This window comes from Streptomyces sp. JJ38 (assembly GCF_019303475.1).
Taxonomy (GTDB): domain Bacteria; phylum Actinomycetota; class Actinomycetes; order Streptomycetales; family Streptomycetaceae; genus Streptomyces.
In genome coordinates, this window is sequence record NZ_JABLSI010000006.1 from 109,733 (window position 1) to 122,632 (window position 12,900).

At 73.9% G+C, this 12,900-nt stretch carries 11 protein-coding genes; 4 read left to right on the forward strand and 7 right to left on the reverse strand.

Features of this window, described 5'->3' with window-relative positions:
* Positions 1-31: 31 nt before the first annotated feature.
* Positions 32-1,801: a protein kinase gene (locus HPT28_RS04775; protein WP_219089553.1), complete on the forward strand. Its 1,770-nt coding sequence runs from the start codon at positions 32-34 to the stop codon at positions 1,799-1,801.
* A 40-nt stretch (positions 1,802-1,841) separates the two neighbouring features.
* Here HPT28_RS04775 and HPT28_RS04780 read toward each other — a convergent pair whose 3' ends face one another.
* On the reverse strand, positions 1,842-2,498 hold the full coding sequence (locus tag HPT28_RS04780; protein WP_308119079.1) for a response regulator transcription factor: 657 nt from the start codon (positions 2,496-2,498) through the stop codon (positions 1,842-1,844).
* A 407-nt stretch (positions 2,499-2,905) separates the two neighbouring features.
* Between HPT28_RS04780 and pdhA the strand changes: the two genes are divergently transcribed.
* The 3 genes from pdhA to HPT28_RS04795 are packed head-to-tail and all read left to right on the forward strand — an operon-like array spanning position 2,906 to position 6,605.
* Positions 2,906-4,126 (forward strand): pyruvate dehydrogenase (acetyl-transferring) E1 component subunit alpha, encoded by a 1,221-nt coding sequence (gene pdhA / locus HPT28_RS04785; protein ID WP_219089555.1) that lies wholly within the window; start codon positions 2,906-2,908, stop codon positions 4,124-4,126.
* Between the two features lies 1 nt (position 4,127).
* Positions 4,128-5,117, forward strand: coding sequence for an alpha-ketoacid dehydrogenase subunit beta (locus HPT28_RS04790; protein ID WP_219089557.1), 990 nt, complete (start codon positions 4,128-4,130; stop codon positions 5,115-5,117).
* Positions 5,118-5,141: 24 nt separating this feature from the next.
* Positions 5,142-6,605, forward strand: coding sequence for a dihydrolipoamide acetyltransferase family protein (locus HPT28_RS04795; protein WP_219089559.1), 1,464 nt, complete (start codon positions 5,142-5,144; stop codon positions 6,603-6,605).
* A gap of 189 nt (positions 6,606-6,794) precedes the next feature.
* Here HPT28_RS04795 and HPT28_RS04800 read toward each other — a convergent pair whose 3' ends face one another.
* From HPT28_RS04800 to HPT28_RS04825, 6 genes are all read right to left on the reverse strand, one after another.
* Positions 6,795-7,340, reverse strand: coding sequence for a bacterial proteasome activator family protein (locus tag HPT28_RS04800; RefSeq protein WP_219089561.1), 546 nt, complete (start codon positions 7,338-7,340; stop codon positions 6,795-6,797).
* Positions 7,341-7,378: 38 nt separating this feature from the next.
* Positions 7,379-7,939, reverse strand: coding sequence for a hypothetical protein (locus tag HPT28_RS04805; RefSeq protein WP_219089563.1), 561 nt, complete (start codon positions 7,937-7,939; stop codon positions 7,379-7,381).
* A gap of 327 nt (positions 7,940-8,266) precedes the next feature.
* Complete coding sequence (locus HPT28_RS04810; RefSeq protein ID WP_219089565.1) at positions 8,267-9,244, reverse strand: NAD(P)H-quinone oxidoreductase; 978 nt, start codon at positions 9,242-9,244, stop codon at positions 8,267-8,269.
* A 107-nt stretch (positions 9,245-9,351) separates the two neighbouring features.
* Entirely contained in the window at positions 9,352-10,530 is a 1,179-nt protein-coding gene (locus HPT28_RS04815) for a TrkA family potassium uptake protein (RefSeq protein ID WP_219089567.1), read from the reverse strand.
* 14 nt (positions 10,531-10,544) lie between these two features.
* Positions 10,545-11,855, reverse strand: coding sequence for a molybdopterin molybdotransferase MoeA (locus HPT28_RS04820; protein ID WP_219089568.1), 1,311 nt, complete (start codon positions 11,853-11,855; stop codon positions 10,545-10,547).
* A 32-nt stretch (positions 11,856-11,887) separates the two neighbouring features.
* The gene (locus HPT28_RS04825; protein ID WP_219089570.1) at positions 11,888-12,793 is read right to left on the reverse strand and encodes an NTP transferase domain-containing protein; all 906 of its coding nucleotides are present in this window, start codon (positions 12,791-12,793) and stop codon (positions 11,888-11,890) included.
* Positions 12,794-12,900: the final 107 nt, after the last annotated feature.

The window sequence follows — 12,900 nt, forward strand, 5'->3', positions numbered from 1 at the left end:
ACCCGGCGGGTTCCAGACACGGCGAGGACTGATGGGACAGACGAACTCCCCGGGAGACTCCCAGGGCCCCGACGAGGCCGACGACGGCGCGTCGGGCGCCCCTTCCGGATCGTCGGATCCCACCGGTCCGCCCGGTGGGTCGCAGTCCGCCAAGGGCTCCGAGGCGTGGGGCAACGGCGGGCTGGTCGGTGACGGCCGGTACCGGCTGCTGCACCGGCTCGGCCGCGGCGGCATGGCCGAGGTCTTCGCCGCCGAGGACGTGCGGCTGGGCCGCACGGTCGCCGTCAAGCTGCTGCGTACCGACCTCGCCGAGGACCCGGTCTCCAAGGCCCGCTTCACGCGCGAGGCCCAGTCCGTGGCCGGTCTCAACCACCACGCCGTCGTCGCCGTCTACGACTCGGGCGAGGACACGGTGGACGGCAACACCGTGCCGTACATCGTCATGGAGCTGGTCGAGGGCCGCACGATCCGCGATCTGCTCTTCGCCGCCGACGCGCCCCCGCCGGACCAGGCCCTGATCATCGTCTCCGGAGTCCTGGAGGCGCTGGCCTACAGCCACCAGCACGGCATCGTCCACCGGGACATCAAGCCGGCCAACGTGATCATCACCGACACCGGTGCGGTGAAGGTGATGGACTTCGGCATCGCGCGGGCCCTGCACGGTGCCTCCCAGACCATGACGCAGACCGGCATGGTCATGGGCACGCCCCAGTACCTCTCCCCCGAGCAGGCGCTCGGGCAGACGGTGGACACGCGCTCGGACCTCTACGCCACCGGCTGTCTGCTCTACGAGCTGCTGACCCGGCAGCCGCCGTTCACCGGTGAGACCCCGCTGTCGGTGGTCTACCAGCACGTCCAGGACGAGCCGGTGCGGCCGTCCGAGGCGGCGGACGGCGTGCCCCCGGAGCTCGACGGGCTGGTGCTGCGCTCGCTCGCCAAGGACCCGGACGACCGGTTCCAGTCGGCCGAGGAGATGCGCGGCCTCATCCAGTACGCCCTGCGCCAGCTACAGGAGCAGGGCGGCCACACCGGCGGGCTGTGGAACACCGGCCCCGTGACGTCCACCGGCGCCACCCCCGCCATGGGTTCCCCGGCCCCCATGGGCCGCGGCCCGGCCGGTCGCGCCTCCGACACCATCGGTCAGCCCGCGCCGCCGATGCTGCTCGGCCACCCGAACCCGGAGTGGGAGTCCCACCGGACGGAGTCTGGGGGAGGCTATGACGGCGGCGGCTACGAGGAGCGGCGCGGCGGCGGGCTGAAGTACGCGCTGATCTCGTTCTTCGCGGTGCTGGCGGTCGCGGCGGGCGTGCTCTTCGCCTTGCAGAACGCGAACCAGGACGAGGGCAAGACGCCCGGCCCGACCGAGTCGACCCAGTCGCCGACGGACGAGGAGACCACACCGGACGAGAAGCCGGACGAGACGCCGACGGACGACCCGACGCAGGACGACACCGGCACCGGAGGCGTCGAGCCCCCGCACGACGACACCTTCTCCCCGCCGCCCACCGACGAGGACCCGACGGACGACCCCAGCACCCCGACCGAGGACCCGGACGACCCGACGGGCGGCACGACGGGTGACACCGAGGGCGGCACGGACGGCACGACGGACGGCACCACCGACGGCACGACGGACGGGACGACCGACGGCACGACGGACGGGACGACCGACGGCACCACCGACGGAGCCGAAGGCGGCACCACCGAGGGTGGGCCGGGGGACCCGGGCACGACCGAGGGCGGCACGGGAGACTCGGGCGGCGGCACCGGCACGGGTGGCCCCGACGACCTCGCGCCCTGACCCGCCCGGCCCGGCGAGGAGCCCGAGGAGCCCGCGGGGCTCAGCGGCGGTCGGTGCGGGCGTGGTGGCGGGCGACGTAGGCGGCGGCCTGGGAGCGACGGGCCATGCCGAGCTTGCCCAGGAGCGCGGAGACGTAGTTCTTGACCGTCTTCTCGGCCAGGTGCAGCCGGTCGCCGATGGCCCGGTTGGTGAGGCCCTCCCCGATGAGGTCGAGGATGCGCCGCTCCTGGTCGGTGAGGCCCGCGAGCAGCGGGTCGGCGCCCGGCGCCCGGCCGGCGGCGGCCGGGGTGCCCGGAGGGGCGCCCGTGGCCGGCACGGCCGCGGGGGCGCCGCGGAGCCGGGCCAGCACGCGTGCGGTGGCGACGGGGTCGAGCAGGGAGCGGCCGGCGGCGACGTCCCGGACGGCGGCGACGAGGTCGGTGCCCCGGATGGCCTTGAGCACGTAGCCGGAGGCGCCGGCCATGATCGCGTCGAAGAGGGCCTCGTCGTCCGCGTAGGACGTCAGCATGAGGCAGGCGACGCCCTCGTCCCGTGAGCGGACCTCCCGGCAGACCTCGACGCCGCTGCCGTCGGGGAGCCGGACGTCCAGGACGGCGACGTCGGGGCGGGTGGCCGGGACGCGGGCCAGGGCCTCGGCGGCGGTGGCCGCCTCGCCGACGACGTCGAGGTCGGGTTCGGCCTCCAGGAGCTCGCGCACCCCCGCCGGACGACCTCGTGATCGTCAAGGAGGAACACCCGGATTCGTCCACTTTCGGGCACGATGCCAGTCTCACATATTGACCTCCGTTTGCTCTTCCCGAAGGCGCACCCTCCGGGTTAACGTGCGTTAGTCCTTCGAGGCTGCAAGGCTGTGACCAGTGACGCTCCCGGCCACCGTGGAGACCCCGGCGATTTACTTGGAAATCCAAGGAAAATCGCAGGTCAGGGGTGTTTCGCGGCCCTGCCGTGTTACTGGGTAACGTGCCCTGTGCGGGCCGTCGAACGGGACACCTGTCACCGCTCGGTCCAACCGCGCCGCACCCACCCCGTGCGCCGTAGCGACACCGGGCGAGCCGCACTGGCTCTTCCGGAGACCCCGGGGGCCGGACAGACGGAGGAGCACTCGTGACCGTGGAAAGCACTGCCGCGCGCGGAACGTCGCGCAGCGGCGGAAAGCGGACGGCGGCGGCCAAGCCGGCCGCCAAGAAGACGGCGGCCAAGAAGGCCCCGGCCCGCGCCAAGGGCGCGTCCGCACCCGAGCAGCCGGAACTCGTACAGCTGCTCACCCCGGAGGGTGAGCGGGTCGAGCACCCGGAGTACAGCATCGACCTGAGCGCCGAGGAGCTGCGCGGCCTGTACCGCGACATGGTCCTCACCCGGCGTTTCGACGCCGAGGCGACGTCGCTGCAGCGCCAGGGCGAGCTGGGCCTGTGGGCCTCGCTGCTCGGCCAGGAGGCGGCGCAGATCGGCTCCGGCCGTGCGCTGCGGGACGACGACTACGTCTTCCCCACCTACCGGGAGCACGGCGTGGCCTGGTGCCGCGGCGTCGACCCGTCGAACCTGCTCGGGATGTTCCGCGGTGTGAACAACGGCGGCTGGGACCCCAACAGCAACAACTTCCACCTGTACACGATCGTGATCGGCTCGCAGGCCCTGCACGCCACGGGCTACGCGATGGGGATCACGAAGGACGGCGCCGACTCGGCCGTCATCGCGTACTTCGGTGACGGTGCCTCCAGCCAGGGCGACGTCGCGGAGGCCTTCACCTTCTCCGCGGTCTACAACGCGCCGGTGGTCTTCTTCTGCCAGAACAACCAGTGGGCGATCTCCGAGCCCACCGAGAAGCAGTCCCGGGTGCCGATCTACCAGCGCGCCGCCGGCTTCGGCTTCCCCGGCGTGCGGGTGGACGGCAACGACGTGCTGGCCGTCCTGGCCGTGACGCGGGCCGCGCTGGAGCACGCCCGCTCCGGGCAGGGCCCGACGCTGGTCGAGGCGTTCACCTACCGCATGGGCGCCCACACCACCTCCGACGACCCGACCCGCTACCGCACGGACGACGAGCGGGCGGCCTGGGAGGCCAAGGACCCGATCCTGCGGCTGCGCACCTACCTGGAGAAGGAGGGCCTGGCCGACGAGGCGTTCTTCGCCAAGCTCGAGAAGGAGAGCGAGGAGCTGGGTGTCAGCGTGCGCGAGAAGATCCGCACCATGCCCGACCCGGACACCATGGCGATCTTCGAGAACGTCTACGCCGACGGGCACGCGCTGATCGACGAGGAGCGCGCCCAGTTCTCCGAGTACCTCGCGTCCTTCGCGGACGCCGACGAGACCGCCGGAAAGGGCCACTGACATGGCTGCCAAGAGTTCGGGCCAGCTGCCCGTCGCCAAGGCGATCAACGAGTCGCTGCGCGCCTCGCTGGAGGCCGACCCCAAGGTTCTGATCATGGGAGAGGACGTCGGCAAGCTCGGCGGCGTCTTCCGCGTCACCGACGGCCTGCAGAAGGACTTCGGCGAGGACCGGGTCATCGACACCCCGCTGGCCGAGTCGGGCATCATCGGCACCGCGATCGGTCTGGCCCTGCGCGGCTACCGCCCGGTCTGCGAGATCCAGTTCGACGGGTTCGTCTTCCCCGCCTACGACCAGATCGTCACCCAGCTGGCCAAGATGCACGCCCGTGCGCTCGGCAAGGTGAAGCTGCCGGTCGTCATCCGCATCCCCTACGGCGGCGGCATCGGCGCCGTCGAGCACCACAGCGAGTCGCCCGAGGCGCTGTTCGCGCACGTCGCGGGCCTCAAGTGCGTCTCGCCGTCGAACGCGAACGACGCCTACTGGATGATGCGCCAGGCCATCGAGTCCGACGACCCGGTGATCTTCTTCGAGCCGAAGCGGCGCTACTGGGACAAGGGCGTCGTCGACAGCTCCTCGATCCCCGCCCCGCTGCACAGGGCCCAGGTGGTCCGCACCGGCACCGACATCACCCTGGCGGCCTACGGCCCCATGGTGAAGACGTGTCTGGAGTCCGCCGCGGCCGCCGAGGAGGAGGGCCGCTCGGTCGAGGTCGTGGACCTGCGCTCGATGTCGCCGATCGACTTCGACACCATCCAGCAGTCGGTCGAGAAGACGGGCCGCCTCGTGGTCGTCCACGAGGCGCCGGTGTTCTACGGTTCCGGTGCGGAGGTCGCCGCCCGGATCACCGAGCGCTGCTTCTACCACCTGGAGGCGCCGGTGCTGCGCGTCGGCGGCTTCCACGCGCCGTACCCGCCCGCCCGCCTGGAAGAGGAGTACCTGCCGGGTCTGGACCGGGTGCTCGACGCCGTCGACCGCGCCCTGGCGTACTGAGCAGGGACGAGGAGAGTCGTGACGATGACTGCGAACGCGCAGCGCTTCCGCGAGTTCAAGATGCCCGACGTGGGCGAGGGTCTCACCGAAGCGGAGATCCTGTCCTGGCACGTCAAGCCGGGTGACTCGGTGACCGACGGCCAGATCGTGTGCGAGGTCGAGACGGCCAAGGCCGCCGTCGAGCTGCCGATCCCCTTCACCGGGACGGTCAGCGAGCTCCACTTCGACGAGGGCACGACGGTGGACGTCGGTACGGCGATCATCACCGTCGACACCGCCCCCGGCGAGGGCGGCGCCGAGCCCGCGGCCCCGGAGCCCGCCGCCGAGGCCGCCCCGGCGGCCGAGCCCGAGCCGGAGGCCCCGGAGGAGGGCAAGCGGCAGCCGGTGCTCGTCGGCTACGGCGTGTCCGCCACCTCCACCAAGCGGCGGCCCCGCAAGCAGGCGGCCCCGATGCCCGAGCGCGGTGCCGCCGAGGCGCTCCAGGCCGAGATGAACGGCACCGTCCCCGGCGCCCCGGCCCCGGCCGCGCCGACCGGGGAGGCCGCCACCCGGCCGCTGGCCAAGCCGCCGGTGCGCAAGCTGGCCAAGGACCTCGGTGTGGATCTGGCCCGGGTCACCCCGACCGGCCCGGACGGGATCATCACCCGCGAGGACGTCCACGCGGCCGCCGCCCCGGCCGCCGCCCCCGCTGGGGGTCCCCCCGGACGGAGTCTGGGGGAAGCCCCGGCAACGGCGGAGCCCGCCGCCCCCTCGGTCACCGCCGTCGAGCCGCAGTCCATGGCGGCCATCCGCGAGCGCCGGGTGCCGGTCAAGGGCGTCCGCAAGGCGACGGCCGCGGCGATGGTCTCCAGCGCCTTCACGGCCCCGCACGTGACGGAGTTCGTCACCGTCGACGTGACGCGCACGATGCGGCTCGTCGAGGAGCTCAAGCAGGACCGGGACATGGCGGGTCTGCGGGTCAACCCGCTGCTGCTCGTGGCCAAGGCGCTCCTCACGGCGATCCGCCGCAACCCGGACGTCAACGCGTCCTGGGACGAGGAGAACCAGGAGATCGTCTACAAGGACTACGTCAACCTGGGCATCGCGGCGGCCACCCCGCGCGGTCTGATCGTGCCGAACATCAAGGACGCGCACGCCAAGACCCTGCCGGAGCTGTCCCAGGCCCTGGGCGAGCTGGTCGCCACGGCCCGCGAGGGCAAGACGTCGCCCGCGGACATGCAGGGCGGCACGGTGACGATCACCAACGTCGGCGTGTTCGGCGTCGACACCGGCACCCCGATCCTGAACCCGGGAGAGTCCGCGATCCTCGCCGTCGGCGCGATCAAGGAGCAGCCCTGGGTCCACAAGGGCAAGGTGAAGCCGCGTCACGTCACCACGCTGGCCCTGTCGTTCGACCACCGTCTGGTCGACGGCGAGCTGGGCTCGAAGGTGCTGGCGGACACGGCGGCGGTTCTGGAGCGCCCCAAGCGCCTCATCACCTGGAGCTGAGCGGCTCCGCCCGCTCCTGGCCACGCTCGGCGGGCCGTGTCCGGATCTCCGTCCGGCCACGGCCCGCTCGCGTTTCCGGGGCCGCCGCGGTCGGCCGTATCGCCGGTGGGTACCGGCGCCCGGGGGCGGGGGCTGCGCCTGCCGGCCCCGCGCTTTCGGCGCAGACCTCCCCAGCGCAGGGCTGGGCGGTTACAGGTAGGGGCCCGAGCGGCCGGGGGCGCGGCCTTCGGCCTCCTCGGCGTTCATCCCCGGCGGGAGCGCCCGGCGCATCTGCTCCAGCTGGGCCCGCGCGGCCATCTGCTGGGCGAACAGCGCGGTCTGGATGCCGTGGAAGAGTCCTTCGAGCCACCCCACGAGCTGGGCCTGCGCGATCCGCAGCTCCGCCTCGCTGGGCACGGCGTCGTCCATGAAGGGCAGGGAGATGCGTTCGAGTTCCTCGATGAGCTCGGGCGCGAGGCCGTCCTCCAGCTCCTTGACGGAGCTGTGGTGGATCTCCTTCAGCCGGGCGCGGCTGGCCTCGTCGAGCGGGGCCGCCTTCACCTCCTCGAGCAGCTGCTTGATCATGCTGCCGATGCGCATGACCTTGGCGGGCTGCTCCACCATCTCGGTGACCGGGACCTCGTGCGACTCCTCGTCGCCCTCCCCGCCGCCGGGCGTGCCCAGCGCCATGCCGTCCGGGCCGACCACGAGGACATGTGAACGGTCTTGCGGCTGTTCGTTCGTCGGCTGTGTCATGCGTCCATTCTGCACACCCACACCCCCCGGCCCGACGCTCAGCTCCGCCGCAACCGCAGCCCGAGGAAGGCCAGGCCGAGGCCGACGGAGGCGAACCCGGCGCCGAGGGAGAGGACGGGCAGGACGGGGCCGATGACGGGCTCGGCGGCGGCCTGCCCGGAGTGCCTCGCGGTGTCGGCCGGGTCCGCGTAGTCGGCGTAGAGGTCGTAGCTGCCGAAGGTCTCCACCGGGCGGTCGGGCAGCGGCACCCACTGGTGGGCCGGGGCCTGCGGCCTGGGGGGCGCGGGGTTCGCCGCGGGGGCGGACCGGTCGGAGGCGGTGGGCGAGGGCGAGCCGGAGGGTTCGGGGGTGGGGCCGGTGGGGGAGGGCGAGGGGGTCGGCGAGCTGCTCGGGGGTTCCGGCGGCTCGGGGGTCCACGTCCAGCTGGGCGGGGTGCCGCCCGGGCCGAAGCCCGGCTCGGGGGAGATCCGGAAGCCGTCGTCGCGGTACCAGGCGGGTGGCCCGGTGGGCTCCTGGGAGGGCTCGGGGCCGGTGGCGACGGCCGGCGTGGGCACCAGGACGGCGACGCTGACGAGCAGCCCGATGGCGGACCTTCTCACGGTCTCACGCCCCTTCCACCCCTCGTGACCCTGCGGCTCTCACGGCCCTGTGGCCCCTTACGGCCCCGTGGGCACTCATGGCCCCGCGGGCCCTCACGGCTCTGTCGGATCTGGTGGGCCCGGTCGGCTCTCGGGACCCTGTCGGCTCGGTCGGTTCCGGCCGACCCCGTGGGTGCCACGCGACCCGGTCGGTCCCGCGTGGCCCTGTCGGCTCTCCGGACCCGTGGTTCACACTGACCAGTGACCAGGGTCACACAGTGGCTCATACCCGGCATCTCGGGTATGAACTCGTACTCTCGGTAACCATCCCGCCCCACTAGGCCGGTTTCATCGCACCAGCACGACCTTCCCCACGTGTCCGCCCTCCTCAAGCGCCCGGTGGCCCTCGGCGGCGTCACTCAGCGGCAGCGTGCGGTCCACGACGGGCCGCACCCGGCCGCTCTCGACGAGCGGCCACACGTGCTCGCGCACGGCGGCGACGATGGCGGACTTCTCGTCCACCGGCCGGCCGCGCAGCGTCGTCGCCGCGATGGCGCCACGCTTGGCGAGCAGCGCGCCGAGGTTCAGCTCGCCCTTGACGCCGCCCTGCATGCCGATGACGACGATGCGTCCGTTGACCGCGAGCGCCGCCACGTTGGGCTTCAGGTACTTGGCGCCCATGATGTCCAGGATCACGTCGGCGCCGTGGCCGTCCGTCGCGGCTTTCACCTCTTCGGCGAAGTCCTGCTCCCGGTAGTTGACGAGGATGTCGGCCCCCAATTCGGCACAGCGCGCCAGCTTCTCGCGGCTGCCCGCGGTGACGGCGACCCGGGCCCCGACGGCCTTGGCGAGCTGGATGGCCATGGTGCCGATGCCGCTGGCGCCGCCGTGCACGAGCACGGTCTCGCCGGGCCGCAGGTTGCACACCATGAAGACGTTGGACCACACCGTCGCGGTGACCTCGGGCAGGGCGGCGGCCGTCACGAGGTCGACGCCCCGCGGCACGGGCAGCACCTGACCGGCGGGGACGGTGACGCGTTCCGCGTATCCCCCGCCGCTGAGCAGCGCGCACACCTCGTCCCCGACGGCCCACCCAGAGGCGCCGGGACCGACGGCCGCGATCCGCCCGGAACACTCCAGGCCCGGATAGGGTGACGCCCCCTCGGGCGGCGGGTAGAAGCCCTGACGCTGCAACAGGTCCGCCCGGTTCACGGCGGTCGCGGCGACCTCGATCAGCACCTCGCCCTCCCCGGCCTCGGGGTCGGGCACCTCGGCCCACACCAGCGCCTCGGGTCCACCGGGTTCGGGAATCGTGATCGCGTGCATGCTCCGACGCTACCGGTTGTGTGAGACGGTCCGGTGATCGCGACGTGTCGGGTCTCCGACGATCGAGTGGGTCCTGCGGGCCAGTTGGCGCCCCGGAGGCTCCCCGCTCACTGCCCGAGGTCGTCGCGGGGGGCCTGCCAGTCACGCTTGGGGGGCTGCATGCGCGGGGGGTTGCGCAGTTCGCCGGTGTCGTCCTCGTCGCCCTTGCGCAGCTTGGGCACCGCCTGCTCGTCGTGGGCGCGCCGGATGACGACGACCCGGTCCAGCGGCTGGAGCGTCGCCGCCTCGGGGTCGTCGAAGTGCAGCAGCCGGTGGCCCCTTATGACGGCGAGGACGAGGTCGGGGCACTCGCGCGGGGAACGCCCGGCCTCGGCCTTGGTGACCGGCCGTTCGGCGAGCGTCATGCCGATGCCGGTCTGGATGAGGTCCTCCATGATCTGGCCCGCGCTGGGGCTGACCAGGGACAGCCCGAGGAGCCGCCCGGCCGCGCCGGAGCTGGTGACCACGGAGTCGGCGCCGGACTGCCGCAGGAGCGGCACGTTCTCCTCCTCCCGCACCGAGGCGACGATGTTGAGCTTCCGGTTGAGCTGCCGGGCCGTGAGGGTCACCAGCACGGCCGTGTCGTCGCGCTGGGTGGCGATGATGATGCGCCGGGCCCGGTCGATGCGGGCCCGCTCCAGCACGCTGGAGCGGGTGGCGTCGCCGACGACCCCGGCGAAGCCGTCCGCGTTGGCCGCGTCGATGACCTTCGCGCTCGGGTCGACGACGACGATCTGCTCCTTCGTGGCGCCCGCCGAGAGCAGGGTCTCGGCGGCCGAGCGGCCCTTCGTCCCGAAGCCGACGATGACCGTGTGGTCGCGCACGGTGGACCTCCAGTGGGACAGCCGCCACTGCTGGCGGGTGCGCTCGGTCAGTACCTCCAGGGAGGTGCCGACCAGGATGATCAGGAACAGGATGCGCAGCGGCGTGATGGCGAAGGTCGTCAGCAGCCGGGCGGTCTCCGAGGCCGGGTAGATGTCGCCGTACCCGGTGGTGGAGAGCGACACCGTCACGTAGTAGACCGAGTCGAGGAGGGTGATCCCGTCCCCCACGTTGTCCACGTAGCCGTCGCGGTCGAGGTAGACGATGAGGACGGCGCTCAGCAGCACGACGTGCGCCATGAGGAGCCGCTTGGCGACCTGGATCAGCGGGCCGGTGAGCTGCCGCGGGAGCTGCACCCGGAAGGTGTAGTCGTCGGCGTAGGTCAGTTTGTGCCGACGCGTGACGATCGGGTTGCGGAGCTTCATGCGGGGGTCACCGGTCAGTTCCGGGGCAGGCCGAGCAGATGGACGGAGGCGCCCGCGCCGGCGCCGCCGGGCGGGATGACCGCCAGCGCCGTTGCGGAGGCGATCCCCCGGAGCATAGCCGGGCCGTGGTAACGCAGCGGAGCCGCGGTCCCCGAACGGTGGGCGACGGGCACGAGCCGGGTGTCGGTGGGGTGCCCGGGCACGCGTTCGCCGAGCCGCGCGGTGCCGGGCCCCTCGTCCGGGTCCCGGTCGGCCAGGGCACGCAGCAGCGGCTCGGCCAGGGTCAGCAGCGCGGAGACGGCGGCCAGCGGGTTGCCCGGCAGCCCCACCACGTGCCGCCCGTCGGGGAGGACGGCGAGCAGCATGGGGTGGCCGGGCCGCACGGCGACGCCGTCCACGACGAACGTGGCCCCGGCCTCCGTCAGGGCGGGCCGCAGGTGGTCCACGGGGCCCGCGGCCGTCGACCCGGTGGTGACGAGGACGTCGACCCCGCCCTCCCTCCCCGTCTCGGCGAGCGCCTGACGCAGGGCGTCGGCGCTGTCCCCCAGGTGCCGGGTGGCGACGACGTCGGCGCCCAGGCCGGCCAGCCAGGGGCCGACGAGGGGACCGAGGGCGTCGCGGATGCGCCCCTCGGCGGGCACGCCCTCGGTCAGCAGCTCCTCGCCGAGGACGAGCACCTCGGCCCGCGGCCGGCGGGTCAGCGGCAGCGTGTCGTACCCGGCGGCGGCGGCCAGCCCCAGCACGGCGGGGGTCACGGCCGTTCCGGCGGGCAGCAGCAGGTCGCCGGTGCGGCACTCCTGGCCGCGGGGCCGGATGTCCGCGCCGTGCGCCGGGGTGTCGGGCGCGGTGAGCCGGCCACCGCCCGCGAAGCCGTGTTCGCGGCGCAGGACGGCCGTGGCGTTCTCGGGGACGCGGGCGCCGGTGGCGATGGCCACGGCGTGCCCGTCGGGCAGCCGCGCGGGGCTGTCTCCGGCGAGGATGCCGGGGTCGGCCTCGTCCAGCTCCCAGGGCCCGGGGCCGGCCACGGCCCAGCCGTCCATGGCGGAGGTGTCGAAGGCGGGCAGATCGGTGAGGGCGGGCAGCGGCGCGGCGAGCGTGTGGCCGAGCGCCTCGCTCAGGGGGAGCTCGACGGCCTCGCCCGCCCGGCCCGCCGCCCGCGCCGCGGCCCGTGCGTCGGCCCAGGACACGGCCGTTCCGCCGCCCGGCGTCGCCGGGTCGGGGCGGCGCGGCGGGGGCGCGGGAGCCAGGCCCGCCGCGCCGTTGGCCAGGGCCAGGGCGTCGTCGAACTCGTCGTTCATCGGCGGGTTGGGGGGTGTGGGGTTCATCGGCCTTGTTCCCTCGACGTGTTCCTCGGCCGTCAGCCGACGGCGGGTGGGGCGGCGTCCGGGCCGCCCGACGCCTCCTGGTTCCAGCGGTCGGCCAGGGCGGCGGCCTTGCGGAGGGCGACGGTGACGTCCTGCGGGGAGCCGCCCTGGAGGGCGGCGGCGTAGCCGACCAGGAACGTGGTCAGTGGCGCCGCCGGGCGGGCCACGCCGTGCGCGGCGTCACGCGCGAGATCGAGTACGGCGTTGATGTCGACGTCGAGATCGAGGCCGAGTTCCGCCTTGACTGCGGTGGTCCATTCTTCCAGCACACGCCCATGCTCCCTGATGCGCGCGCGGGCCGCCGCGATGTCGCCCCAGGTGTCGCAGTCGGCGGCGGTCTCGGCGGCGAGCGGTACCCGGCGGACGGCGAGCTCGGCGGTGAGCAGCCGCAGCGGCAGATGGTCCAGGCGGCCGTGCTCGGCGGCCAGCAGCGCCAGCTCGCGGCGCAGTGGCTCGGCCCGGTGGACGGCCAGGAGCGGCTGGTCGCGCCCGCCGTGGGTGGCGAGCACGCACTCGGCCTCCGGGGCGCGCGCCAGCTCGGCGTGGAGCAGGCGGACGGCGTCGGGGCCGAGGAAGGGCAGGTCGGCGGAGAGCACGAGCACGGTCCCGGCGGTGACGTGGTCGAGCCCGGCGGCCAGCGCGGCCAGCGGCCCGGCGCCGGGGCGGGCCTCGCGCGCCCAGGTCACCGGGCGGGCGGTGGGCCTGCGGGGGCCGACGACGACGGCCCGTCCGGCGTCCGGGCAGGCCGACAGCGTGCGGTCCAGCAGGGTGCGCCCGCCCACGGTGACGGCGGGCTTGTCGGTGCCGCCGAGCCGCCGGGCGGCCCCGCCGGCCAGCACGACGGCGTCGTACCGGCCGTACCGGCCGTAGGCGCCGCCCGCGTCATCCGTGTCCGTCACGAGGTAGAGCGTACGGCCCGGGTGGCCCGAGGGTACGGGCCACCCGGCCGCCCGGGCCGGACGGCCGGTGCGGCGGCCGTCCCGCGGGCGCGGCCCGGCGAGGGCCA

Coding starts and splice junctions, on each gene's coding strand:
- HPT28_RS04775 (WP_219089553.1), top strand. CDS start 32: ATGGGACAGACGAACTCCCCGGGAGACTCCCAGGGCCCCGACGAGGCC.
- HPT28_RS04790 (WP_219089557.1), top strand. CDS start 4,128: ATGGCTGCCAAGAGTTCGGGCCAGCTGCCCGTCGCCAAGGCGATCAAC.
- HPT28_RS04795 (WP_219089559.1), top strand. CDS start 5,142: ATGACTGCGAACGCGCAGCGCTTCCGCGAGTTCAAGATGCCCGACGTG.
- HPT28_RS04800 (WP_219089561.1), bottom strand. CDS start 7,340: ATGACACAGCCGACGAACGAACAGCCGCAAGACCGTTCACATGTCCTC.
- HPT28_RS04810 (WP_219089565.1), bottom strand. CDS start 9,244: ATGCACGCGATCACGATTCCCGAACCCGGTGGACCCGAGGCGCTGGTG.
- HPT28_RS04815 (WP_219089567.1), bottom strand. CDS start 10,530: ATGAAGCTCCGCAACCCGATCGTCACGCGTCGGCACAAACTGACCTAC.
- HPT28_RS04820 (WP_219089568.1), bottom strand. CDS start 11,855: ATGAACCCCACACCCCCCAACCCGCCGATGAACGACGAGTTCGACGAC.